Here is a 23,848-nt window from a genome sequence, read left to right on the forward strand (position 1 = left end):
CGTCTCCACCGTGGAGATTGACGAGTCGACCGATTGGGTACATCACGCGCCGACCTACTGGGAACCCCCACCGGAGGACCGACATGCTCGCCATCCTGGCCGCGATTGTCTTCGGCTTCGCCCTGCTCATCGATTTGCTCGACACCAACTTCGGCGCACCCGACCTGTTCAACTGGAACACCCTCGTGCTCATCGGACTGCTCCTGCTCTCGCTCTACCTGGCCGGCGTGGGCAGTGGCCCGCGCGGCGGCGGCGGCGGTGGCGGTGGCCGTTGGTACCGGGGCCGTCGCCCCGGGCGTGGCTGACCGGAACCGATCACCGGTGGCGGGCCTGCGGCGCGATTCCGGCGTCGTGGGCCCGGCCCGGTACTGTCTTCGTGATGGAGTCCGACGCCCTCTTCTCCCTCGGTGAACCCGCCGGGTCGCGTAGCGCGCCCGACGGTCCCGCCGGTGTCGACGGCTTCACCGCGGTGGCCGACGATTCGCCCCTGCCCGTCCGGATGCGCCCGGTGACCCTCGACGAGCTGGTCGGGCAGGAGCACCTGCTCGCTCCCGGCGCACCCCTGCGGCAACTGGTCTCCGGCGGGGCGCCGATGTCGGTGATCCTCTGGGGCCCGCCGGGCAGCGGCAAGACCACCATCGCGCACCTGGTGGCCGGGGCCACCGATCGCCGCTTCGTGGCCATGTCGGCGCTCTCCGCCGGCGTGAAGGACGTCCGGGCGGTGATCGAGGCGGCTCGCCGTCAGCGCCGTTCCGGCGGCCCGCAGACCGTGCTGTTCATCGACGAGGTGCACCGGTTCAGCAAGACCCAACAGGATTCGCTGCTCGCCGCCGTCGAGGACCGCACTGTCACCCTGCTGGCGGCCACCACCGAAAACCCGTACTTCTCGGTCATCTCACCGCTGCTGTCGCGGTGCGTGCTGCTCACCCTGCAACCGTTGGACGACGAGGCGGTGCGGGGCCTGCTGCGCCGCGCGGTCGCCGACAAGCGTGGCCTGGACGGCGCCCTGGCCCTGACCACCGAGGCCGAGGATCACCTGGTCCGGCTGGCCGCCGGTGACGTCCGTAAGGCACTCACCGCCCTGGAGGCCGCGGCGGCCTCCGCCACGGCCCTCGGCGGCGGGCGGATCGACCTCGCCACCGCCGAGCAGGCCGTCGACGTCGCGGCGGTGCGCTACGACCGCGACGGCGACGCCCACTACGACGTGGTCAGCGCCTTCATCAAGAGCATGCGCGGCTCGGACGTGGACGCGGCGGTGCACTGGCTGGCCCGCATGCTGGTCGCCGGTGAGGACGCCCGGTTCATCGCCCGTCGCCTGGTCATCTTCGCCAGCGAGGACGTGGGCATGGCCGATCCCAGTGCGCTGAGCGTGGCGACCGCCGCCGCGCACGCGGTCGAGTACGTCGGGCTGCCCGAAGCGCAGCTCAACCTCGCCCAGGCGGTGATCCACCTGGCCACCGCGCCCAAGTCGAACTCGGCCACCACCGCCATCGGCGCCGCGATCGCCGACGTCCGGGCCGGTCGCGGTGGCCCGGTGCCGCGAGGGCTGCGCGACGCGCACTACGCCGGCGCCCGAGGGTTGGGCCACGGGACCGGTTACCGCTACCCGCACGACGACCAGCGCGGCGTGGTCACCCAGCAGTACGTCCCGGACGACCTGGTGGGCACCGACTACTACCAGCCCAGCCCGCACGGCGCGGAGCGATCGGTGGCCAGCCGGTTGCCGCTGCTGCGCCGGATCGTGCGTGGCCTGCCGGCTCCGGCCGCGCGCCCGCAGACGCCGACAGCCGAGCCGTCCGTAACGGCGCAGACCGCGCCAGCGCTATCCCCGGGGGTCGCCCGTCCGACGACGGGCACGGGTGCCCCCGGCACGATGCAGGACAGCGGCACCGACGCCGCAGGAGAGGGTCAACAGTGAGATCGCGTGGTGGGGACCGCCCGGACGAGGGCCCGGACGAGCGGCGCGATCCCCGCGCCAAGACCCGCCGTTGGGGTCGCGGCCGGCCGGCTGAGCCCGAGCCGGAGGCGCCGGTCGCCGGCGAGGAGTTCGGCTGGATCGACGACCTGCGTTCGGCCAAGCAGCAACGCACCGAGCTGGGCCCGGACGGCGCACCGGCGGAGCCGAACCGGCCCCGCGGGGGCATGCCGCCGGCAGACCCGGCCGGACCGCCGGCACAGCCCATCCCGCGTACGCCGGGAGAGCCGGCCGGTGCGCGCGGCGGTGCGCCGGAGTCCTCGGCGCCGCCGGCCCCGCCCCAGAGTGAACCGGGCGGTGCCGCCGCCCGTCGACCGGTCGACGGGCCCTGGCCCGGGGAGACGCCGCCAGCGGGTCGTCGCCCGGACAACCGGCCACCCGCCGCCGGCCCCGCGCCCGGGCAGCCGTCGCGCCGCGGCGTGCAGCCGGTGCCCGGCGCCCGCGCTGCCGTACCACAGTCGCCACCCGCTGCTCGCCCGGGCGGTAGTGGCCCGGCCGGCCCGCAGGGGCCTCGTCCGGCACCCGACGCGCCCGGCGGCCCGGCCCGTTCGCGCGGTGCGGCCGCCCCTCCCGGCCCACCCGTGGGCCCACCGACCTCAGGCCCCCCGGCTGGTCGTCGCCCGGACGCCCCCGCTTCGCCGGCGCGTCGTCCGGATGCCGCTGTTCCGCCGGGCCGTCATCAGGACCCCGCCGCACCCGGCGGTCATCCCGACGCCATGCCACCGCTGCGCCGTCCGGATGCCGGTCCGCCGGTCCGCCGACCCGGCCCGGAGCAACCGGTCGAACCCGGCCGTGCCCGGCCGCCCGCCGACGGCACGCCCGCCGGTCGCCGCGCCGCCGGCTCGGCACCCGACCCGACGCGGGCCGCCGGAGCACCCGCCACCGCCGGCCCGGCCCGCTTCGACAGCGCGCCGGCTGGCGTCGTGCCGCCGACCGCGGACGGCCTGCGGCCCGACCCCGCCATCGACAGTGACCCGCGTACCGCCCGGCGTCGTCCGGGCCCGACCGACCCCGGTGCACCCGAGCCCGCCGGGCGCGCTTCGGAGGGTCCCCGTCCGACAGCCGGCGGGCGTCGTCGCGCCGCCGAACCCGACGAGCCGGTGGTGCCCCGCTCGGGGAACGCGCCACCCGTGCCCCGCTCGGGGAACGCATCGTCGGTGCCCGAGGCGACCGGCGCGCACAGTGGCGCCCTGCCCACCACCGGCCCCGCCGACGGCACCGTTCGCCGCCGGGTCGTCTCCGGTGAAACGGAACGCCGAACGCCGCCCGGCGGCGAACCCCGCCTGGACCGGCCGGACCGCCCGGAGCGGCCCGCGGACTGGCTCCGCCAGGCCGGCCGCCTGCCACACACCGACCCCGGCCTGCCGGTGGTCAACCGCCGAGACGGCAGTCCGCCGGCCGGGGGTCACCGTCCGGCGTCGCCCGTCGGGCCGGGAGACCTCACCGACCAGGCGTCCGGTCGACTCGCCGTGCCCGACCCGGCCGCGGAACGCACCGCCGCCCGCCGGCCCGCCGGCCCGCCGGTCGACCCGGGCGCGGACGCACCGACCGGTCGCCGCGCCGCCCGCCCCGACGCGTCGGGATCCACCGGAGAGCAGGCCCTGACCTACCCCCCGCCGCCCGGTGACCGGCCCGCCCGTGGGCGGGGCGCCGCGGCGGTGCCCACTCCGGACCCCAGCGGCCAGCGCGGCCGTGCCGTGGCGGGCCCCGGGCCGGACGCACCGCCCGTCCCGGATCCGACCGGCCGACGACGTCGTCCACCGGCCGAGCCCGGCCCCGACGGTACGGCTGGCCCCGGTCGACCGGGGCCCGCGAGCGACCACGGCGATGACCCGTACGCCGGTGGTCGACCCGGCGCCGGTCCCGCTGCTCGGGGCGCCGCCCGCTCCGTCCCACCCGGGCGGGCCCGTCCCATCCCGGGCGACGCGCAGGCACCCGGCACCGGGCACCGTGGCGCTGACGGCCCACTGCGTCCCGGCCCGGGTGGCGAGCCCGCACCCCGGGACGCGACCCGTCCGGACGGGTCGGCTCGCGCGGCGGTGCCGCCGGGTGTGGATGGTCCGCCGCGTTCGCGTCCGGACGGTCCGGCTCGTGCCGCCGTCCGCCCCGGCGGGCAGCCGCCAACCGACGACCGGACGACCGGTGAGCCCGGGCCGGCCCGTGGCGCTGCGCCGGCCGCCGGGCGACCCTCGCCGGCCGACCGTGCCGCCGGACGTGCCCTGCCTCCGAATCGCGAGCCCGGCCGTGCAGAGCCGAGCGGTGTCGCGCCCGTGCCACCGCCCGGACGCGCCGGCGAGCCCGTCGGCGTGGCCCGCGCCGCCGCCGTGGTGCCCTCCGTGTCCGGCCCGGTGGACCGACCGCAACCGGAGCCCTCCGACGGGCCGGCGCTGCGCTCGGCCGGTCAGGACGCGCCGGACGACGACGCCGCACCGGGTGCCCGTTCCGAGGAACGCCGGCAGACCCGTGAACGACGTCGCCTGCGCGCGGCGGTGTTGGTGCTGGTCAGCGTCGTGCTGCTCGGCGCGGTGCCGCTCTTCTTCGGCATCCGGACGCTGAGCCGTGACCCGGTCTTCGACAACCTGGACCAGCTCGGTGTGCCCGCCTGGGCGGCCGCCAAGACGGTCGACGACGTCAGCGGCAGCCGCTGGTGCCTGCTTGACTGCCGGCTGCGTGAGCGCACCGTGACTTCGGAGAAGGCGCCCAAGGAGACGGCGCAGGTCTACGAGGACGCGCTGCGCCGGGACGGGTGGCAGCCGTGGAAGGTGAGCCGCTGCCCGGAGCAGCAGACGAAGGGCAGCTACACCTGCTGGCGTCGCGACGAGTTGACCCTCGACCTGTGGGTACGCGAGCCGACCTGTGTGCCGCCGCCGGTGGACGGCGAGCCGGCGGTGGTGCCGTCCGGCGACCCGTCGGCCGCTGCGACCGAGTGCACCGGCTCGTTGGTGTCGGTGAAGGTGCGCAATGCGATCGACGACGAGCGGACCAGGCCGCAGCCGACCACCGACCCGTCACTGACCGGTGAGGATCCGTTCCCGACGGTCAGTGCGGATCCGCTGGGCGAGCCGACACCCTCACCGTCCTGAGCCGGTCTCCATCACGGACGGTAGGGTCTGGGGCTGGCGGGCACGCCCGCTGCCGGTACCGCCGACGGCTCGGCGGCCGGTACGGGCGGCATGGTTGTGCGTTCCGGGGACGTCGGGTCCTGCGGAACTCTGCTTGAGGAGGACAGGCGTGGGCGACATTGGAGCGATCGCGGCGCTGATCGCGGCATCCGCGTTCGCGGTGCTGGTGCTCATCCTGACGCTGCCCATCCTGCGGCTGCGGCACACGGTTGACGCCACCACCCGCATGATCAACGACCTGAACGATCGGACCGCACCGCTGCTCGGTGACGTGAACACCACTGTGAAGAACGTCAACACCGCGCTGGAGCAGGTGCAGACCTCGCTCGACGGTGTGAATCTCCAGCTGGCGAAGGTCGACACCATGACCAGCCACGCGCAGAACGTCACCGCCAACGTCGCCAACCTGGCCACCGTCGTCTCCGCCGCCGCCGCCAACCCCCTGGTCAAGGTGGCCGCGTTCGGCTACGGCGTGCGTAAGGCCGCCGCCGGCCGCCGGCACGCCGAGACCGAGCGCGAAGTGCGCGACACCATCAAGCAGCAGCGACGGGCCGCGCGACGCGGCAACAGCTGACCGACCCGGCGCACCAGGAGGTAGCGGGACATGAGGCGCTTGTTCTGGCTCGGCATCGGGGTGGCCGTCGGTGTGATCGTGGTCCGCAAGGCGACCCGGACCGCGCAGGCGTACACGCCGGCGGGCATCGCCAGCTCGCTGACGGAATCCGCTGGCGGGCTCGTCGAGTCGCTGCGTAGTTTCGTGGAGGACGTCCGGGTCGGGATGGCCGAGCGCGAGCAGGAGATCCACCACGCGTTCGCCCAGGGCGAGGCGTTCGACGACAAGTTCGCCGACCTGCGGGAAGACCCGCGAATCGGCGATCGAGAAATCTTTCCGGAGGAACACCAGCGATGAAGACGGCGGAGATCAAGCGGCGGTACCTCGCGCACTTCGAGGCGAATGGCCACGCCGTGGTGCCGTCCGCTCCGCTGCCCGCCATCAGCGACCCGAACCTGCTGTTCGTCAACGCCGGCATGGTGCAGTTCGTCCCGTACTTCCTGGGTCAGCAGACGCCCGCGTACCAGCGGGCGGTCAGCGTGCAGAAGTGCATCCGTACCCCGGACATCGACGAGGTCGGTAAGACCAGCCGGCACGGCACGTTCTTCCAGATGAACGGCAACTTCTCCTTCGGTGACTACTTCAAGGCCGGCGCGATTCCGCTGGCCTGGGAGTTGTCCACGAAGCCGATCGCCGAGGGTGGTTACGGGCTGGATCCGGAGCGGATCTGGCCGACGGTCTACCTCGACGACGACGAGGCGTACGAGATCTGGCGGTCGGTGGGCGTGCCGGCTGAGCGGATCGTCCGCCGAGGCAAGGCGGACAACTTCTGGTCGATGGGCATTCCCGGGCCGTGCGGTCCGTCGTCGGAGCTGTTCTACGACCGGGGCCCGGAGTACGGCCGGGAGGGCGGCCCGGCGGTCGACGAGGACCGGTACATGGAGTACTGGAACCTCGTCTTCATGCAGTTCGAGCGGGGTCCGGGCACGACCAAGGAGGACTACCCGATCCTGGGTGACCTGCCGGCGAAGAACATCGACACCGGCATGGGCCTGGAGCGGATGGCCTCGATCCTGCAGGGTGTCGACAACCTGTACGAGATCGACGAGGTCCGGCCGATCCTGGCGCGGGCGGCCGAGCTGACGGGTAAGCGCTACGGCGCGCACTCCGGGCATGTGGCCAGCGAGTCGCACCCGGACGACGTCCGGCTGCGGGTGATCGCGGATCACGTGCGGACCGCGTTGATGCTGATCGGCGACGGGGTGACCCCGTCCAACGAGGGTCGCGGGTACGTGCTGCGGCGGATCATGCGCCGGGCGATCCGGTCGATCCGGCTGCTGGGTTGGCAGGACCGGGCGCTGCCCGAGCTGCTGCCGGTGGCCCGGGACTGTATGGCGCCGTCGTACCCGGAGTTGGCTACCGACTTCGACCGGATCGCGGATTACGCGTACGCGGAGGAGGAGGCGTTCCTGTCCACCCTGCGGGCCGGCACCACGATCCTGGACACCGCGATCGCGGAAACCCGCACGGCGGGCGGCTCGGCTCTGTCCGGGGCGAAGGCGTTCCAGCTGCACGACACCTACGGCTTCCCGATCGATCTGACCCTGGAGATCGCCGCGGAGCAGGGCCTCACTGTCGACGACGAGGGGTTCCGGCGGCTGATGGCCGACCAGCGGACCCGGGCGAAGGCGGACGCGCAGGCCCGCAAGACGGGGCACGTCGACCTGTCGGCGTACCGGTCGGTGCTCGACGCGGGTGGTCCGGTGACGTTCACCGGGTACAGCGAGGTGTCCCGCGAGTCGACGGTGCGGGCGCTGCTCGGCGCCGACGGCCCGCGTCAGGCGGCGACCGAGGGCGACACCATCGAGCTGGTGCTGGACACCACCCCGTTCTACGCGGAGGGCGGTGGGCAGCAGCCCGACCAGGGCATGATCACGGTTGGTGGCGGGCAGGTCGAGGTGCTCGACGTGCAGCAGCCGGTGCCCGGTCTGATCGTGCACCGCGCCCGGGTGATCCGCGGCGAGGTGCGCGCCGGTGAGGCCGGCTTCGCCGAGATCGACACGACCCGGCGTCGGGCGATCTCCCGGTCGCACACCGCCACGCACCTGGTGCACCAGACCATGCGGAACTTCCTCGGGGAGTCGGCCACGCAGGCCGGGTCGCTGAACGCCCCCGGTCGGCTCCGGTTCGACTTCAACACCCCGACCGGGGTGTCGCCGAGCGTCCTGCGCGACGTGGAGCAGCAGGTCAACGAGGTGCTCCTGGCCGACCTGGAGGTGCACGCCTTCATCACCTCGTTGGAGGAGGCGCGGCGCATCGGCGCGATGGCGCTCTTCGGCGAGAAGTACGGCGAGGAGGTGCGGGTCGTCGAGGTGGGTGACTACGCCCGGGAGCTGTGCGGCGGCACGCATGTGGCCCGCTCGGCCCAGCTCGGCCTCGTGAAGATCCTCTCCGAGTCGTCCATCGGTTCCGGTGTCCGCCGGGTCGAGGCGCTGGTCGGCATGGACGCCTTCGGCTTCCTGGCCAAGGAGCACCTGCTGGTCTCCCGGCTGGCCGAGCTGTACCGGGTGCCCAACGATCAGGTCGCCGACCGGGTGGAGCAGACCGTCACCCAGCTTCGCGACGCCGAGAAGGAGCTGGAGAAGCTGCGGGCCCAGCTGGTGCTGGGCGGCGCGGCGGCGCTCGCGGCGCAGGCCAAGGACGTGCGCGGGGTGGCGTACGTGGGCACCGAGGCGCCGGAGGGCGCGGCCGGCAACGACGTGCGCACCCTGGCCCAGGAGATCCGCGGCAAGATCGACCCGGCGCGGCCGGCGGTCGTCGCGGTGACGGCTCGGTCGAACGGCAAGGCTTCCCTGGTGGTGGCGGTCAACGCGGCGGCGCGCAGCCGGGGCCTGGCCGCGTCGGATCTGGTGAAGGCGGCGTTCTCCGGGCGCGGAGGTGGCAGCCCCGATCTGGCCCAGGGCGGCGGCCTGCCCGCCGCCGAGGCGCCGAATCTGCTGCTCACCGTCGAGAAGGCGATCACTGAGGCGTGATGGATCATCACTGTGAGTCAGGGCGGGCCGATTGGTCCGCCCTGGTTCGTTCCCGGCCGGTGGTGACGTTCGGTGGCTGAGCTGACGCGTGGTGTGCGGATCGGTGTGGATGTGGGCCAGGTGCGGGTGGGCGTCTCCCGCTCGGATCCGGATGGGATCTTGGCAACGCCGCTGGTCACCCTGGCCCGCGATCTCACGGCGGCGCCGGACGCGGTGCCTAGCGACCTCGCCGAGCTGGCCGCGTTGGTGGTCGAGCACGAGGCCGTCGGGGTTGTCGTCGGCCTTCCGGTCAATCTCGCCGGCAAGCACGGTCCTGCGGCCGTCCATGTGAAGGCGTACGCTGACCGACTGGTCGATGTGATAGCGCCTGTCCCGGTAACGCTCACTGACGAGAGGATGTCGACCGTGGTCGCTTCTCGTAGGCTTGCCGAGCGTGGCGTCCGAGGTAAACGTCAACGTGCGGTTGTCGATCAGGCGGCCGCGGTGGAGATCCTGCAGAGCTGGCTGGACGCGCAGCGGAGGCGGACGTAATGATCGACGATCTGGATCTTGGGTTTGACGAGCCGGAGCGGGGGGAGAAGGGTCGGCACCGGCGCGGCTTCCGCAAGGGCAAGGGCAAGTCCGGCGGTGGACGGGGCAAGACATTCCTGGCCCTGCTGATGGCCCTGCTCCTGTTGGGCACGATCGGCGGCGGCGCGTTCTACGGCTTCGACCGCATCCAGAACTACTTCGTCACCCCCGACTACGACGGCAGCGGGGCCGGCGAGATCACCGTCGAGATCAAGAACGGCGCGCTGCTCGCCGACATGGCCGACGCCCTCGTCGCGGCCGACGTGGTGAAGAGCCAGAAGGCCTTCATCGAGGCGGCCGAGGCCAACTCGCGCAGCAAGAACATCCAGCCGGGCACGTACAAGCTGCGCAAGCAGATGAGCGGCGCGAACGCCGTGACCGCGATGCTCGACCTGAAGAACAAGATCGTCAACGGGCTGACGATCCCCGAGGGCCGCACGAGCTTCAACATCTACAAGCTGCTCTCCGAAAAGACCAAGATCCCGGTGAAGAACTTCCAGGCCGCCGCGAAGGACCCGGAGGCGCTCGGCGTGCCGGAGTGGTGGTTCAAGCGCGACGACGGCAAGAAGGTCGTCAAGTCCATCGAGGGCTTCCTGTTTCCGGACACCTACGAGATCCCGCCGAAGTCCACGGCCGAGAGCATCCTCAAGCTGATGGTGAACCGCTTCCTCTCGGTGAGCGGCGAGATGAAGTTCGCCGACCGGGTGCAGGAGGAGCGCAAGGTCAGCCCGTACGAGGCGCTGATCGTTGCGTCGCTTGCCCAGGCCGAGGCCGGCAACAAGGACGACCTCGGCAAGGTCGCCAGGGTGGCGTACAACCGGGTGTATGGCGAGTTTCCCTGCAACTGCCTGGAGATGGACGTCACGGTCAACTACTGGTTGGAGGCGACCGGAAAACCGACCAAGACCTCTGCCGAGATGAACCAGTCGGAGCTGCTCGACACCACGAGCCCCTACAGCCGCAAGCTGCGCGGCATGATCCCCACCCCGATCAACAACCCGGGCAAGCAGGCCCTGGAGGGGGCGATGGACCCGCCGTCCGGCAAGTGGCTCTACTTCGTGGCGATCGACAAGCAGGGCCACTCTGCCTTCGCCGAGACGTACGAGGAGCAGAAGCGCAACGAGGCCAAGGCCAAGGAGGCTGGGGTCATCTGACCGTGTCGGTGGAGTTGGCCTGCCGAACGTCGTGACCAACTGTCACGCTGGGTTGGTTGACGATAACGCATTGATCAACGTCGTCCTTCCCCCCTAGACTGCTGCTGTCCTAATCGACAGCCATGAGAACGGGGAGTGGTCGTGACTACGAAGAGATGGACGGCGCGAGTCGGAGCAGTTGCCTCGACGGCTATGGTCGTACTTGCGTTCGCGGCGGTGCCGGCCCAGGCAGCGGTGATCAGCAAGAGCACGACCGGCGCCGCTGGGCGGGCCGTGTACATCAAGAATGGTGACTGGGACCTCTTCGCGCGGGACCCGCTGACCGACGGCCACTGCGCTCGCTGGCAGGAGCGCGCACCGGGCGGCAGCTCGTGGTCGTGGAAGGGCAACTCGATCTGTACCTCATCAGAGGGCTGGGCAGCCTTCGCGCGGTCGGGTTACTCCTACCGGATCTGCCGCACCGGCATCGGCAACTGCTCCTCCGTGGCCACTCTTCCCTGATATCGGCGAAGGGCTGGCCGGACCCGGTCGATGAGCAGGGCTCGACAGCTGGCGGAGTAAATCTGCCTTGACAACTTAAAGGCTCCCTTCCCGATTGCGATCGTTAATGTGATCGCAATCGGGAAGGGAGCCTTTATGCGTCGACCCTGACGCGCAATTACCGCGTCGTTGTCAGTGACTCGTGCCGGTCCACGTGTCGGTGCGCGGTCCTGCCAGGTAGGGGTCTTGGCGGCGGTGTTGGAGCCGAACTCCCCGTCGATGAAGCTGGTGCCTACGGTTTCATCAACGTCGATGTAGGTCAAGCGATGACCCGGTCGCGCAGGGTGGCGGCGGAACCGGTTCCCTGGTGTCCGGGCCAGGGCGCTGGGTACTGTCGATCCCGACGTGCGGGGGAGAGCGGGGACGTGATGTCGACAGTGACCGGGGCACCGGCTGCGACCGGCGGTGATCGTGTCGATTCGTAGGGCCGCGGTGCTGGGCAAGCCGATCGCGCACTCCCTCTCCCCGGTGATCCACACCGCGGGTTACGTCGCCGCCGGGCTGACCGGGTGGTCGTACACCCGGATCGAGTGCGCGGCGGCGGAGCTGCCGGATCTGGTCGCCGGCCTGGGCCCGGAGTGGGCCGGGTTGTCGGTGACCATGCCGGGCAAGGAGGCGGCGCTCGCCGTGGCCGACGCCGCGTCGCCGGTCGCTGCCGCCGTCGGTGCGGCCAACACGTTGGTACGCCGTCCGGACGGCTCCTGGTACGCGGACAACACCGACGTCGCCGGCATGGTGGGGGTGCTCACCGACGCCGGCGTGAGCGCCGGTGCCGCCGTGACGGTGCTCGGCGCCGGGGGGACGGCTCGCGCCGCGCTCGCCGCCGCCGCGCAGCTCGCGTGCTCGTCGGTGACGGTGGTGGCCCGCCGACCCGAGGCGGTCGACGAGTTGCGCCCGGTGGCCGGTGCGCTGGGTGTCGCGCTGACGCCCGCCCCGTGGGCCGATGCGACCCGGCAGCTCTCCACCGCCGACGTGGTCGTCTCCACGGTGCCGAAGGGGGTCGCCGACCCGTTGGCCGGCGCGGTGGCCTGGCGGCCGCGCGCGGTGTACTTCGACGCGCTCTACGACCCGTGGCCGACCCCGTTGGCGACAGCCGCGAACATGGCCGGTTGCCGGATCGTCTCCGGTCTGGATCTGCTGCTGGCCCAGGCGGTCGGGCAGTTCGAGCAGTTCACCGGAGTGACCGCGCCGAGGGGGGCGATGGCCGCCGCGCTGACTGCCGCTCGCGCCGCCTGACGGACCGAACAGACGGTCCGCACGCGGTCGCCGATAGTCGTGACACGTTGTGGAAGCGCTTCCACCGCGTCCCGTTGACTCCGCGCGTGCTCCCCGGGCAAGGTGTGTGGCGGACTTCGGTCGCACCTGCGGCCAGAGCCCCTGATTTCCCTGGGGCGGTTTCTTAGCTGACGGTTAAGACGCGCTTACGGGAAACTGTCCTACCTGCCACATGTCCTGGTCATCGATACGCTGCTCACCGTTACGGACGCAGACACAGGGAGTTTCCTTGACCAGGCACGGACTGCACCGCATAACCCGGTTCCGCTCCGGACCCCGGCGTAAGGCGATTGCCATCGGCGTGGTCGGCGGTTCGGTGGTGGCCGGCATCGTGGCGACCATGATGCCGCTGCTGGCCAGCGACGACCTGTCGATCCGGGCGGCGGCCGACACCACCGCGACCGCCGTGTCGCAGGACGGTGACAACGCGGCCAAGTCGACGCTGGCCACCTGCGCGACGCGCTGCGACGGCAACCCGCGCGGTGGCCGCGAGGCGGTCATCGAGTTCGCGGTGACCACGGTGCCGGCCAACGCGGTCAACATCCGGGCGACGCTGCGGGTGCACGCCTGGCAGCAGTTCGCCGCCACGGTGACGGCGCACGCCTCACCGCTGAGCGCCCGCGAGTCGCGGCCGCCGCTGACGCCGGCCGGTGCCGCACTGGACAGCGTGACCAGCGTGTCCAAGGGCTTCAACGAGTGGGACGTCTCCAAACTGGTCACCGGCAACGGCACCTGGACGGTCTCGTTGGCACAGAGCGGCCTGGAGAGCCGGATCTACTGGGCGTCGGTCGAGAACCGCAACACGGACCTGCGACCCGGCCTGCTGATCAGCTACGACCTCGGGGCCCGGCCGTCGCCGGTGACGACCACCCGGTCTGCACCGCCGCCGTCGCCGAGCGCGACGCCGACCACCGCCGCGCCGAAGCCGTCGCCGACCATCGCTCCGACCCGGACGCCGACCCCGAGCGCCAGCGGCACCCTCCCGTCCGGCAAGTGTGGTTCCGTCTCGGACAAGCTCGTCCCGTCCTGTGGCGCCTGGTGGGGCATGTACTCGCCCGCCGGCGCGTCCGGCGGCTGGGACCACGGCAAGGCTGTCGCCGACGTGGAGACTCAGGTCGGGCGCAAGTTCGACATCGTGCACCGCTACCACGACTTCTCCAACGCCGGCAGCAACGGCGCCTTCCCGGACATGTACGAACAGCAGCAGATGCGCGAAGGCCGGTTGATGTTCTTCGCCTGGGAGTCCCGTGACTTCTCCGCCGGCACCACCCTCAAGTGGTCGGACGTCTACGGCGGCAAGCAGGACGAGACCATCGACGCGGTCGCGGGCCGGATCCGCGCCGCCGGTGTGCCGGTCTTCATCGGCTTTGACCACGAGCCGGAGGACGAACCGAACAAGGGCAGCGACGCCGACTTCGTCCGGGCCTGGCGCTACGTCCACGAGCGGTTCGCCAACGCCGGCGCGACCAACGCGGTCTGGGTCTGGACGATGATGGGCTGGTCGGGGCACTACTCCCGGTACGCCGGCCTGTACCCCGGTGACCGGTACGTCGACTGGGTGGCCTACGACCCGTACAACTTCCACGTCTGCAACGGCAGCACGGTGTGGAAGAGCCCGAGCACCACGGTCGGTGGCTTCTACCGGTGGTTGGACGACAACGGCATCGGCGCGGGCAAGCCCCGGATGCTCGCCGAGTTCGGCACCAACTTCAACTCCGCCGATCTGGGCGCCAAGCAGCGCTGGTTCCAGGAGTTCCCGGCGGCGCTGAAGGCGCACCCGAAGATCAAGGCGGCGATCTACTTCAACTCGGCCGGCATGACCAGCCGCACGTCGACCTGCGACATGACGATGAACCACGACGCCTCGGCGGTGGCCGGCTTCGCGAAGGCCGGACAGGACCCCTACCTGCGGCAACCCACCGGAGGTAGCCGCTGACGTTCGAAACGGGCTGACCGGACGGCGTTCGCTGGGGGGTCGGACACCCGACCCTCCGGCGTTCTGTCGGCTTGCGGATTCATGCACCGCCCAATCGGCGGATTTTGTTAACCAGGCTGGACGAGGCACGCTACCTCGGGTTCTCATCCAATCTGGAGGCGCAGCGTGCCCAAACTCTCGCACTTGTGGCGTTTTGCAGGACGACGTCGTACTCGGGCGGGGATGGTCGCGTTGGCGATCATCGCCGCAGCTCTGGGCGTGCCCACGACCGCGTCGGCCGCGGTGGTACCGGTCCCGGCCACGGCGACCCTGGTGTCGGCGAACCCCGCCGACGCGACCCCGCACGCCCGAGACGGTGAGACCCGTGCCTTCGCGCAGGTGGGCAACACGGTCTTCGTCGGCGGCAGCTTCACCCAGCTCCGGCAGACCGCCAGTTCCGCGTGGATCACGCAGCGCTACCTCTTCGCGTACGACCGGACCACCGGCACCATGTCGACCACCTTCCTGCCGGTGCTCGACGGCGCGGTCAACACGCTCCTCGCCGGCCCCGGCGGCACGCTGATCGTCGGAGGCACCTTCAAGAACGTCAACGGCGTCTCCCGGAAGAACCTGGTGGCGCTCAACCCGTCGACCGGCGCGATCATCGACAGCTGGGTCGGGCGTTCCGACGGTGGCACGGTTCGCGACCTGGCGCTGGACGGCAACTGGCTGTACGTGGCCGGGGCGTTCAACTGGCTCAACGGCACCGCGCACGCGGGTCTCGGTCGGCTCAACGCGACCACCGGCGCGATCGACCCGAGTTTCAGCATCGACGCCACAGTGGGACGGCACGGCACCACGTCGTACGTCTGGACCATCGACGTCGCGCCGGACGGCGACACCCTGGTCGTCGGCGGCAACTTCACGCTCGTCAACGACCTGCCGCGCAACCAGATGGCGTTGGTGGACGTCTCCGGGACTCCCACGTTGCTCGACTGGAGCACCGACAAGTTCGTTCCGCCGTGCGCCTCGCCGACGACGTTCGTGCACTACGTGCAGGACGTGAAGTTCGGTGGCGACGGCAGCTGGTTCGTGGTCGGCACCAACGGCGGCGCCGGCTGGCCGGCCGCGTACTGCGACGCCCTGGTCCGCTTCGAGACCGCCGCGCGGGGCTCTGGCCTGCTCGCCACCTGGGTCGACTACACCGGTAACGACACCATCACCTCGGTCGAGGTGGCGGACAACGTCATCTACCTGGGCGGGCACTTCCGCTGGGTCAACAACCCGAACGCCAGCGACAACGCCGGCCCGGGCGCTGTCGACCGGCTCGGCATCGCCGCCGTCACTCCGGCGACCGGCATGCCGGTGAACTGGAACCCGCGCCGTAGCGGCAGCGCCTCGATGCCGTCGGGCACCAGCAACTGGGGTTCGTCGGTGCCGGTGCTCTGGCGCGGCTCGGACGGCCTCTACTTCGGGCACAACTCCGATGGCATGGGCGAGGAGTACCACGGCCGGCTCGGCATGTTCCCGCTCGCCGGCGGACGTACCTTCACCGCGAAGAACCCGCCGTCGGCCACCACCGGCAACCTCTACCTCGGCACCGCCTCGGGCACCGTGGCGAAGGTGCCGTTCGACGGCTCCGCGCTGGGCACCGCGACCAGCGTCAGCCAGCCCGCGTACACGGCGGCCGGCGCGACCTGGCGGGTGGACGACCGGATCTACTGGTCGCACACGGTGGCCGGCACGCCCACCGGCAGTCGGATCGACATCTCGCTCTTCAACGGAGGCGCGATCGGCTCGCCGTGGGAGGCGTCCGGTTACAACGACTGGTACAACCCGGCGTTGCTGACCGGCGCCTTCTTCCTCGACGGCCGGCTCTACTACACCCGTACCGGGGCGAACAACCTCTACTACCGCTACTTCGAGATCGACGGCAACTACCTGGGCGCCACCGAGTTCGCCCTGCCGACCACGGGCGTGACCTGGTCCGCGGTGCGGGGCATGGCCTGGGTGGGCGGCCGGATCGTCTACGGCTCCACCGACGGCGCGCTGCGGAGCGTGCCGTTCGACCCGACGGCCGCGCCGAGCGCGGTGGTCAACGGCGCCACGGCGACTGTCATCAGCAGCGCGACGCCCGAGTTGTCCTGGTCTACCCCATCGACATTCTTCTCCGTACAGTAAGGGTCAACCGTTCGTAACGGAGCATCGGTAGATTGTTCACGTTGGGCCGGTGGCGGTACCCACCGCCGCCGGCCCGCGACGGTGGGGGAGGGTCGTTGCTCGGCGCCGCTGGCATCCGAACGAGACGCGTGGTGCGTCTGGTCTTCGCGGTCAAACGCGGCTGGTATCAGCTCCGTTACCGACGGTTGACGCTCGGTCGGGACGTGGAGATCCGTGGCCGGATCCGGCTGCGGCGTGGTGTGCGGGTGACCATTGGCGACCGCACCCGGTTGAACAAACTCGTCCGCTTCGCCGGCCCCGGCGAGGTACGCGTCGGCGCGGACTGTCTGCTCAACGCCACCTGGATCGGCACCTGGACGTCGGTCACCGTGGGGGACCGGTGCCTCCTGTCGGACTGCGAGTTGCTCGACAACGACTTCCACAACCTGCCCCCCGAGCAGCGGCACGCGCCGCCCGGCCCGCTCACCCGTGCCCCGATCGTTCTCGAGGACAACGTCTGGGTCGGTGCGCACGCCCTGGTCCTGAAGGGCGTGCGGGTCGGTCGGGACAGCGTCGTCGGCGCGGCGACTGTGGTCCGCACGGACGTACCACCCGGCGTCGTGGTCGTCGGTAATCCTCAACAGACGGTGAAGAAGTTCCATGACTGATGCAGCGCCCGGCCCCTGGCCCACGGACGGCCCGTCCTCCGGCACCTCGCGTGCCGTGACACTGACCGACCTGCTGCGGGTGCCGATGCACCGGTTGCGGTTGGTGGCGGCGGTCGCCATGGTCGGTCTGCTCGCCGCGCTCGGCTACGTGCTGCTGGTGCCGGCGGCGCTGTCCGCGAGCGCCGTGGTCGCGGTCCGGCCGGTGGTGACCGACGCCTTCACCCCCAGCGGCGCGGGCGCCGACCGCGCGGTCAACATGAACGTGGAGAGCGGCATCGCCACCGGCACCGAGGTGGTGCAGCGGCTCGCCGACTCGGCCGGCGGCGACCCGCGGGACATCCGTGACGCGCTCGAGGTCGAGGTGCCCACCGGTGGGCAGATCCTGCGCTTCACCTACCAGGCACGTGAGGCGCACCAGGCCGTGCAGAGCGCCAACATGGCCGCCGAGGCCTACCTGAGCGTGCGCCGGGCCATGTACGAGCAGCAGCGCGCCGAGATGCTGCGCTCCTACGACGCCAGCATCACCAAGGTCGCCGCCCAGCAGACCGCGTTGCAGAAGCGGGCGAACACCGCCAAGGACACCGCCGCCGGCGACGCGCTGGTGGCCGAGCTGGCCGGGATCAACAACCAGCTCACCCAGCTCAACGCCGCCCGTACCGAGATCGCGGCGGTCGACGTCAACCCCGGCTGGGTCACCCAGACCGCCGAGAAGGCGCTGGTCACCTCCGCCGGGCACCGTCCGCTCTACCTGGTCGCCGGCCTGCTCGGTGGCGCGCTGATCGGCATCGTGCTGGCGTACCTGTGGGAGTCGACCGACCGGCGGGTCCGCTCGGTCGCCGACGGCCGGGAGGCCTCCGGCCTTCCACTGCTCGGCACCGTACGCCGGCCGGCGTTCCGGGGCAGCCCTCGGGCGGTCGACGCCGACGTCCGGTACGTGGCGATGGCGGTCGCCGAGCGGGTCCGACAGCCGGCCCGGGTGGCGCTGGTCACCGCCCGGGAGGACGCCACAGTGCTCACCGCCGGGCTCGCCGTGGCGCTCGCAGTGGACGGCCGGGAGGTCTTCGTCGCCGACGACAGCGGGCGGATCGAGCGGCTCCGGGCCACCGTTCTCGCCGACCGGGGGCGGCTGCCCATCGACCCGTCCCGGCCGCTGGTGCCCAAGCCCCGGCCGGCCGGCAGCACACCGGCCGCCGGTGCCGCCACGGAGAGCACGCCCGCCCGTCGGCCCTCCCCGCACCCGCCCGGTGCCCGCCCGTCCACCGACCCCGATGCCACCCTGACGCTGCCGAGGGTGTCGTCGGCCCGCCCGGAGAACAGTCGTGTCGTCACCCCCGACGAGGTTGTCGTGGGTGTGGGCACTGTCCGGTTCGGCACCTGGCGGCAGGGCGCGGACCACGGCCTGGTCCTGTTCAACGCCCCGCCGGCCGAGTCCGACGAGCGTGGCGTGGCAGTGGCCCGGCAGGGCAGCGCGGTGGTGGTCGTGGAGCGGGACCGCACCCGGCAGAGTGACCTGCGACGCCTGGTGGAGCGACTGCGCGCCGCCGGCGTCACCCCGCTGGGCTTCGTGCTCACCCGAAACGGCCGGGCCTGAGCGTGTCGGTGACCCGCGCCCCGGCGACCGAACCACCACCCGGAGGCGCTCCGCAGGAGGCCGCGCCGGTGCCGCCGTCCGCGCTGCCGCAACTGCCGCTCTGGCCACTGTCGGTGATGTTCGGCCTGGTGCCGCTCTGGTGGCTGTTCGGCGCCTTCTACCTCGGCTGGCCGCTGCTGGGTGCGCTGCTGTTCGCGTTGCTGCTGACCCGGGGGCGCGTGCCGCTGCCGCCGGCGGCCGGCATCTGGCTGCTCTTCCTCGCCATCGTGGTGGTCAGCGCCACCCAGTTGTCGTCGCCCGCCTCGCTGCTCACGTTCGCCCTGCGGCTGGCCTTCTACCTGACCGCGCTGGTGGTCGGCGTCTACGTCTACGCGGCCGCCCGGGAACGCGCCAGCCTGGTGGCGGTGCTCACCCCGCTCTGCGCGTTCTGGTTCGGGCTGGTGGCGCTGGGCTGGCTCGGGGTGCTGGTGCCGCGGCTGGCCATGACGACCCCGATGGAGGTGCTGCTGCCCGGCGGGGTGGCCGGCACCCCGTTCATCCAGGACATGGTGCACCTCACCACCGCTGAGTACAGCGCCCGTTCGCTCAACCCGATCTATCGGCCGGCCGCGCCGTTCGCGTACACCAACAACTACGGCAGCGCGTACGCGATGACCCTGCCCTGCGTGGTGGCCTTCACGATGCTGCGCAGGCAGGGGCTGCTGCGCTGGGCGCTGCTCGCGTCGCTGCCACTGTCGCTGGCGCCGGCGTTCCTCACCCTCAACCGGGCGATGTTCCTCAGCCTCGGCGCCGGGCTGGCGGTGCTCGGGGTGCGGGCCAGCCTGCGCGGCAACGTCCGGGTGGCCGCGTCCATCGTCGGGGTCGTGGTGATCGGCGGGTTGGCCACGCTGTTCATCCCGATCACCGAGCTGATCAGCAGGCGGGTCGACTCCAGCGACACCAACACCGACCGGCTCTCGCTCTACACCGAGGTGATCCGCCGGGTGCAGGAGTCGCCCTGGTTGGGCTACGGCGCTCCGGTGAACGTGGACACCGTGTCGGCGGCCGCGCCGATCGGCACCCAGGGGCAGCTGTGGATGGTGCTGTTCAGTCACGGCGTACCCGCGCTCATCTGTTTTCTGGCGTGGTTCGTCGCCGCAGCGGTGATCTGCGCGCGGGCGACCTCGGCGGCCGGGCAGTGGCTCGCGGCGGTGCCGGTGGTCTGCCTCGTGCAGATCCCGTTCTACGGCATGGCGAACCAGAACCTGGCGGTCGCGTTCTTCGCGGTGGCCTTCGCGATGGCGCTCACCGAACGCGAACGGCGAACCCGGCTGGCCGGGTCGTCGCCGACGCCCGCGCGGACCGCGCCGGTGCCCGCGTGACCGCCGCGACCCGACCGTCGGCCGGTGCCGACGAGGGCCGGCCCACGCCCACCCCCGTCGAGGACCAGGCCGCGCCGTCGCCGGCCGGGGACACCGGCTCGGCCGAGACCCGCCGCAGCGCGCGTAGCGGCGTGGCCGGACTGCTCGGCGCGGCCACCAGTGGTTTGTTCGGGTTCGTTCTGGCGGTCGTGATCACCCGGGGCTACGGCCCGGCCGGCGCGGGCGCGTTCTTCGCCGCGATCGGGGTCGTCACCGTGGCCACCGCGATCTGCACGCTCGGCGCGGAGACCGGTCTGATGTGGGCCCTGCCCCGCCGCAGCGCCGGCGTGCGCGGTGACGCCGCCCGGGTCCTCCCGGTGGCGCTGATCCCGCCGCTGCTGACCGGGCTGCTGGTCGCCGGCGCGGGCGTGCTGGCCGCCGACGCCCTCGCGCCCCGGCTGCTGCGCGGCTCCGGCGCGAGCGGCGACGCTCTGCTCACCGTCACGTTCGCCGCGGTGCCGGTGGTGGTCGCGATGACCCTGCTGCTGGCCACACTGCGTTGCGTGCGGCCCATCCGGGCGTACGTCGGGGTGCAGTTCCTGCTTCTGCCGGTCGCCCGCCCGGTGCTGGTCGGCGCGGCCGCGTTGGCGGGTGGTGGTCTGCTCGCCGGCATGACCGGCTGGTTGGTGCCGGCGGCGTTGGCCCTGCTGGTCTGTCTCACCCTCGTCGCCGGGCCGCTCGGGCTGGGGCGGGGCGCGACGCTGCGTCCGCACCGCGCCGACTGGTCCACGTTCTGGCGCTTCGCGCTGCCCCGGGCCGCCTCGGCGGCCATCGACGCCGGCAGCATGTGGGTGGGTGTGCTGCTCACCTCGGTGCTGGCCGGGCCGGCGGACGCCGGTGTGTTCGGTGCCGTCGGCCGGTACGTGCTGGCCGGTCAACTGGCCATGCAGGGGCTGCGGGTGGCGGTGTCGCCGCAGCTGTCCCGGCTGCTCGGGCGGGGCGAGCGGGCCGCGGCGGCGGCCGTGCACCGGCAGTTGACCACCTGGGGGCTGGTGCTGTCCTGGCCGGTGTACCTGCTGCTGGCGGTCTTCGCGCTGGCCTTCCTCCAGCTGTTCGGGCCGGAGTTCACCGCCGGTGTGCCGGCGATGACGGTGCTCGCGCTGGCGATGCTTGTCAACACCGGAGTGGGCAACGTGCAGAGCCTGCTCCTGATGGGCGGGCGCAGCGGGCTGCACCTGGTCGCCACCGTGGCCGGGTTGACGGTGACCGTCTCGCTGGGTCTCTGGCTGATCCCCCACCACGGCGCGACAGGCGCGGCGGTGGCCTGGGCGGCCGGCATCGCCACCGAGAACCTCACCGCCGCCGGGTTCGCCCGGTCGGTGGTTCGGGAGCCGCTGTTCGACGCCGCGATGGTGCGTGCCGCGGCGGCCACGATCGCCGGTGTGGGCCTGGCCGCCGGGGCCGGCGTGCTGGTGGGCGGTCGCGGCCTGCCCGGCCTCGCGGTGGCGCTGGCGGTGCTGCTGACCGGCTGCGTCGGCATGTTGACGTTGCCCCGGGTGCGCGCCGGCATCCGGGGGACCATGAGGCAGATCCGTGGAGGGGACAACGCGGCCACGGCCGCCGAGCCCACCTCGGCATCGACGAGAGGCAGGTGAGGTTCGTCGTGGTGTCCATCCGTGACCGGGTCAAGCAGTTGGTTCCGACCCAGGTGACCACCCGGGTGAAGGAGTCGCTTGTCGACTACGGCGTTCGCACCAGCGACCGCCGGCCGCTGCCAGACTTCCTGATCATCGGGACCAAACGGGGTGGCACCACCTCCCTGTGGAACTACCTCATCCAGCACCCGTTGGTGCCCCGGCTCTTTCCCGCGTGGAACACCAAGTCGGCGCACTACTTCGAGGAGCACTGGGGTCGCGGCGAAGCCTGGTACCGCTCGCATTTCCCGACCGAGCGGCAGCGCGAGGCCCTGGCCAAGCGGCACGGTGGGCCGGTCCGGGTCGGTGAGGCCGCCCCGCTGTACATGTTCCACCCGCTCGCCGCGCAGCGGGTCGCCGCGCTGATGCCGACGGTGAAGCTCATCGTGCTGCTGCGGGACCCGGTGGAGCGGGCGTACTCGCACTGGAAGGAACGCCGCACCCACGGCATCGAACCACTGGACTTCGCCGCCGCGCTGGCGGCCGAGCCGGAACGCACGGCGGGGGAGCGGGAGCGGTTGATCGCCGAGCCGGAGTCGTTCAGCGAGCCGTACGACTGGTACACGTACCGGGCCCGGGGGCGTTACCTGGAGCACCTGGAGCCGTGGCTGGAGCGCTTCGCCCGGGAGCAGATCCTCTTCCTGCCCAGCGAGGACCTGTACCGCGACTCGCGGGCGACCTACCGACGCACCCTGGACTTCCTCGGTCTGCCGGCGTACGACCTGCCCAACTTCAAGGTCTACAACGATCGGCGCTCGGCACCGCTGGAGCCGACCGTGCGGGCTGAGCTGACCGACTACTACCGGCCGTACAACGACGCGTTGCGTCAACGGCTCGGGTTGGACCTCGACTGGGCGGACCGGGCGGCGTGACGACCCGGGTGGGCCCGGCCACCGACCCGCGTTCGCGGGTGGACGGCCTGGGTTGGGTGAGCCGCGCGGTCTTCCCGGACGACCGGGTCGGCCTGACCGTCGCCGGCGCCCCGCCGGCCGGTCACCAGGCGGTGGCCCGGTACGCGGTGGTGCCGTCGATCGCCCGGGCCCGGTTCCTGGTGCCGTTGGGCGCGCCCCGGGCCGGGGCGGCGTCCCTGTTGGCGTACAACGCCCTGCGGCCACCGAAGGTGCGCGCGCTGCGGGCGGTGCTCGGTGGGCTGGCCCGGTTCGGTCGGGTGGGGCTCGCGCCCTTTCCGACGTTGACCGTCTCGGTGCCGGCCGGGGTGCCGGCCGCGGAGCTGCTGCTGAGCGAGCGGCTCTCCGCCGACCTGGGTGACACGCCGCTGCTGGCCGCGTTCGGGGTCCGCCCACCGGACCCGAACGGCAAGCCCACACTGCAACTCTTCAGCGCCGACGGGCGGCCGCGTGGCTACGCGAAGATCGGCTGGAACGACGCGACCCGCGCGCTGGTCAGCGCGGAGGCGGCGGCGCTACGGGCGTTGCGCGAGGTGGTGGGCGTCGCCGACCATCCGACGCCGCCGCGGCTGCTCACCGAGACGTCGTGGGCGGGCCAGGTGGTCGCGGTGATCGAGCCGTTGCCCCCGGCGGTACGCGGTGTGCCGGTGGACGACCCGCCCCGGATCGCGGCGCTGCTCGCGGTCGCCCGGCGGGGCGGCCCGGCGGGCACACCTCGACCGCTGGTCGACTCGACCTTCCTGCGCCGGCTGGCCGATCAGGCCGGCCGGGCCGCCGCGACCGAGCCGGCCGGTGCGCGGGCGGTCGCCGCGGTCTCGGCGTTGGCCCGCCGGCATGGCGACACCAGCGTCGAGTTCGGTCACTGGCATGGTGACTGGGTGCCGTGGAACCTGGGCTGGCACGCCGGCCGGTTGGTCGCCTGGGACTGGGAGCACAGCGGGCCGGACGTGCCGGTCGGCTTCGACCTGGCGCACGACGCGTTCCAGCGGGCCCTCGTGCTGCGCGGGGAGCCGGCCGACGCCGCCGCGGCGGCCGTGGACGGATATCTGAGTCGGCACGGCGAGCGGCTCGGCCTCGACGCCGCGCAGTGTCGGCTCGTCGCCGACGCGTACCTGGTGGAGATGTGGTTGCGGACGTGGCGGCTGGCCGACGCGGGCGCGGGCTGGAACGCCGCCCTGCATCCCGCACTTCTGGACGTCATCGAGAAAAGACATAGCGGCTGATCTGGAGGAATCGCGGCGACGACGGTGCGCCGCAGAGTGACGACATAATCGCAGGTGGTGATGACGATCGATGGACCTCGGACGTTCGGTGCACCGCGCCGGCCACCGTGGAGATCGTCATCTCGGCC

Annotated in this window: 18 protein-coding genes; all 18 read left to right on the forward strand. The window is 72.2% G+C overall.

Annotation, left to right across the window (positions count from 1 at the left end; translation table 11 throughout):
* Window positions 1-83: 83 nt before the first annotated feature.
* The 18 genes from MED15_RS14290 to MED15_RS14375 all read left to right on the forward strand — a co-directional run bounded on the left by MED15_RS14290 (window position 84) and on the right by MED15_RS14375 (window position 23,720).
* A complete protein-coding gene (locus MED15_RS14290) occupies window positions 84-305 on the forward strand; it encodes a hypothetical protein (protein WP_112584563.1) in 222 nt (73 codons plus the stop codon).
* A gap of 74 nt (window positions 306-379) precedes the next feature.
* Window positions 380-1,918, forward strand: coding sequence for a replication-associated recombination protein A (locus tag MED15_RS14295; RefSeq protein WP_112604459.1), 1,539 nt, complete (start codon window positions 380-382; stop codon window positions 1,916-1,918).
* A gap of 2,444 nt (window positions 1,919-4,362) precedes the next feature.
* A complete protein-coding gene (locus MED15_RS14300) occupies window positions 4,363-5,058 on the forward strand; it encodes a hypothetical protein (RefSeq protein ID WP_112584628.1) in 696 nt (231 codons plus the stop codon).
* Between the two features lie 148 nt (window positions 5,059-5,206).
* Window positions 5,207-5,671 (forward strand): DUF948 domain-containing protein, encoded by a 465-nt coding sequence (locus MED15_RS14305; RefSeq protein WP_112677951.1) that lies wholly within the window; start codon window positions 5,207-5,209, stop codon window positions 5,669-5,671.
* A 30-nt stretch (window positions 5,672-5,701) separates the two neighbouring features.
* Window positions 5,702-6,007 carry a hypothetical protein gene (locus tag MED15_RS14310; RefSeq protein WP_091401860.1) on the forward strand — a complete coding sequence of 102 codons (306 nt, stop codon included), beginning with the start codon at window positions 5,702-5,704 and terminating at the stop codon, window positions 6,005-6,007.
* Window positions 6,004-8,682 (forward strand): alanine--tRNA ligase, encoded by a 2,679-nt coding sequence (alaS, locus tag MED15_RS14315; protein WP_112735901.1) that lies wholly within the window; start codon window positions 6,004-6,006, stop codon window positions 8,680-8,682. The genes MED15_RS14310 and alaS overlap by 4 nt, the downstream gene beginning before the upstream one ends.
* 72 nt (window positions 8,683-8,754) lie before the next feature.
* Window positions 8,755-9,213: a Holliday junction resolvase RuvX gene (ruvX, locus tag MED15_RS14320; protein ID WP_112584566.1), complete on the forward strand. Its 459-nt coding sequence runs from the start codon at window positions 8,755-8,757 to the stop codon at window positions 9,211-9,213.
* Window positions 9,213-10,406: an endolytic transglycosylase MltG gene (gene mltG / locus MED15_RS14325; protein ID WP_112732780.1), complete on the forward strand. Its 1,194-nt coding sequence runs from the start codon at window positions 9,213-9,215 to the stop codon at window positions 10,404-10,406. The genes ruvX and mltG overlap by 1 nt, the downstream gene beginning before the upstream one ends.
* A gap of 192 nt (window positions 10,407-10,598) precedes the next feature.
* Window positions 10,599-10,907, forward strand: coding sequence for a hypothetical protein (locus tag MED15_RS14330; RefSeq protein WP_225855424.1), 309 nt, complete (start codon window positions 10,599-10,601; stop codon window positions 10,905-10,907).
* Between the two features lie 447 nt (window positions 10,908-11,354).
* On the forward strand, window positions 11,355-12,182 hold the full coding sequence (locus MED15_RS14335; RefSeq protein ID WP_112735923.1) for a shikimate dehydrogenase: 828 nt from the start codon (window positions 11,355-11,357) through the stop codon (window positions 12,180-12,182).
* Between the two features lie 268 nt (window positions 12,183-12,450).
* Window positions 12,451-14,157, forward strand: coding sequence for a glycoside hydrolase (locus tag MED15_RS14340; RefSeq protein ID WP_112732850.1), 1,707 nt, complete (start codon window positions 12,451-12,453; stop codon window positions 14,155-14,157).
* A 222-nt stretch (window positions 14,158-14,379) separates the two neighbouring features.
* The gene (locus tag MED15_RS14345) at window positions 14,380-16,317 is read left to right on the forward strand and encodes a hypothetical protein (RefSeq protein ID WP_112732848.1); all 1,938 of its coding nucleotides are present in this window, start codon (window positions 14,380-14,382) and stop codon (window positions 16,315-16,317) included.
* 128 nt (window positions 16,318-16,445) lie between these two features.
* A complete protein-coding gene (locus MED15_RS14350) occupies window positions 16,446-16,964 on the forward strand; it encodes an acyltransferase (RefSeq protein ID WP_181518689.1) in 519 nt (172 codons plus the stop codon).
* Window positions 16,957-18,555, forward strand: coding sequence for a GumC domain-containing protein (locus MED15_RS14355; RefSeq protein ID WP_112584570.1), 1,599 nt, complete (start codon window positions 16,957-16,959; stop codon window positions 18,553-18,555). The genes MED15_RS14350 and MED15_RS14355 overlap by 8 nt, the downstream gene beginning before the upstream one ends.
* A gap of 8 nt (window positions 18,556-18,563) precedes the next feature.
* Window positions 18,564-19,916 (forward strand): O-antigen ligase family protein, encoded by a 1,353-nt coding sequence (locus tag MED15_RS14360; RefSeq protein WP_373861066.1) that lies wholly within the window; start codon window positions 18,564-18,566, stop codon window positions 19,914-19,916.
* A complete protein-coding gene (locus tag MED15_RS14365; RefSeq protein ID WP_112735903.1) occupies window positions 19,913-21,550 on the forward strand; it encodes a lipopolysaccharide biosynthesis protein in 1,638 nt (545 codons plus the stop codon). Before MED15_RS14360 ends, MED15_RS14365 begins: the two co-directional genes overlap by 4 nt.
* 8 nt (window positions 21,551-21,558) lie before the next feature.
* Window positions 21,559-22,461 carry a sulfotransferase domain-containing protein gene (locus MED15_RS14370; protein WP_112700043.1) on the forward strand — a complete coding sequence of 301 codons (903 nt, stop codon included), beginning with the start codon at window positions 21,559-21,561 and terminating at the stop codon, window positions 22,459-22,461.
* Window positions 22,458-23,720: a hypothetical protein gene (locus tag MED15_RS14375; RefSeq protein WP_112584572.1), complete on the forward strand. Its 1,263-nt coding sequence runs from the start codon at window positions 22,458-22,460 to the stop codon at window positions 23,718-23,720. Before MED15_RS14370 ends, MED15_RS14375 begins: the two co-directional genes overlap by 4 nt.
* Window positions 23,721-23,848: the final 128 nt, after the last annotated feature.

The sequence above is a fragment of the Micromonospora noduli genome, from assembly GCF_003264475.1.
In the GTDB taxonomy this organism is placed as follows: Bacteria; Actinomycetota; Actinomycetes; order Mycobacteriales; family Micromonosporaceae; genus Micromonospora; species Micromonospora noduli.